The following is a 1543-nucleotide window of genomic DNA, read 5'->3' on the forward strand; positions in this document are numbered from 1 at the left end:
CTAGTACTACTGCGTCATAAATTGCGAGCCTGACGCGGACTGTCCATGGCCCTTGTGCAGCACGGACATCGTTGCAGACGGTTGGCCAGGGCCACGGTCAGGCGTCGCCTGATGGTCGGGATCGAGGTCGGGACGTGCCGCTCTGGCCGGATTGGAGGATCCGCGGGGTCGATTACCGCCGGGAAGACCAGGTGTTTGGCGGCCCTGGGCGCGAGTTGGAGTTGAGGGGGGAATCGTCTCCCGCAGAGAGACCAGGAAGCCATAGGCGGCGATACAGAGGCTGGCGTGGTGGTGGAAGCCCCGCCACCCTCGGCCTTCGTAGTGGCCCAGTCCCAGTTCCTGCTTGAGTTCCTGATAGTCTCGCTCGATCCGCCAACGCAGCTTGGCGGCGCCGACCAACTGGGTGACCGTAGTGTCGGCCGGCAAGGTGGAGAGCCAATACTTGCTCGGCTCGACCTCGCCTTCAGGCCACTCGATCAGGAGCCACTCTTGGGCGTGAGCCTCGGGCCGATTGTAGTCCCTGGATGCCGGCCGCAAGCGCACGGCGGCGAAGCGGGAATTGAGCTCGGTGTTGGTTCCTTCGCGCCAGGCGATCGTGCGCCAGGTCTCGGCGTCAAACTCCTCGGCCAGGGCCTTGGCCGAGATCGGCTTGTGATTGTCGGTTCGGCCGACTCGAGACGGCGGCCGGCCTCTTCCGCTCCAAGGCTTGGGCGGCAGCGGGCTCTCGCCTGGGCGCCAGACGCTGAGGGTGGGCTGAACGCCGACAACATAGGTCAGACCGAGCTCGGACAGGCCCGCGCGGAAACCGCCGTCGGCGCCATATCCGGCGTCGGCCAAAACCACGCCGGGCGCGACGCCCTCGGCCTTGGCCGTCCTGATCTGCTCGAGCGCGATCTGCGGCTTGGTCCGGAACGTGATCTCCGCCGGAATCTTGGCCTTCTTACGTTGTTCCGGATCCTCCGCCCAGCTGTGCGGGAGATACAGTTCGTAGGCGATCGGAAGCGAGGCTGCGTCATTTGCGATCGACAGGCTAACCGCAATCTGACAGTTGTCCTGCTTGCCCAACTGGCCGCAATACTGGCGCGCCACGCCCACCGAGTGCTTGCCCTTCTTGGGAAAGCCCGTGTCGTCGACGATCCACGCCCGGATCGGTCCACGCTGCTCGATCCGTGGAAGAACCCAGTCGCGAACCCGCGCCAGCAAGGCCGCGTCCGACCACGGCGCCTGTCCCACGAAATGCAGCAGAGACTGATGCTTGGCCGCTACCCGCGACGGTGCCGTGACGGCCGCCAACGGTTCCACGCTCTTGCGCTCCATCGGCATCAGGAGTCCCAGGCAATAATCCTTCAGCGGCTCAGCTCGGTCGGCGTGGCCGATCACCCCGATCAAAGCATCGATATAGGCGTCGAATGCTGCTTCACTCTCGGCTGTCCAGTCGGGCATGGCGGGGCGCTTCCCTGATCACGAATCAGCACGCTAACAAATCCGCAACCAGCGCGAATCCCCCCGCATCCGCGACTTTCTGACTCAGTAAGACTAGGCC

The 1543-nt window shown here is 64.8% G+C and carries 1 protein-coding gene; it reads right to left on the reverse strand.

The features are described from left to right. Nucleotides 1–6: 6 nt before the first annotated feature. The gene (locus EN786_RS35875; protein WP_246688839.1) at nt 7–1443 is read right to left on the reverse strand and encodes an IS701 family transposase; all 1437 of its coding nucleotides are present in this window, start codon (nt 1441–1443) and stop codon (nt 7–9) included. Nucleotides 1444–1543: the final 100 nt, after the last annotated feature.

The organism is Mesorhizobium sp. M4B.F.Ca.ET.143.01.1.1 (genome assembly GCF_004792275.1).
In the GTDB taxonomy this organism is placed as follows: domain Bacteria; phylum Pseudomonadota; class Alphaproteobacteria; order Rhizobiales; family Rhizobiaceae; genus Mesorhizobium; species Mesorhizobium abyssinicae.

What these genes read in the sequence shown, in the direction of transcription:
- EN786_RS35875 (WP_246688839.1), bottom strand. Translation starts at nt 1,443, where the DNA reads ATGCCCGACTGGACAGCCGAGAGTGAAGCAGCATTCGACGCCTATATC.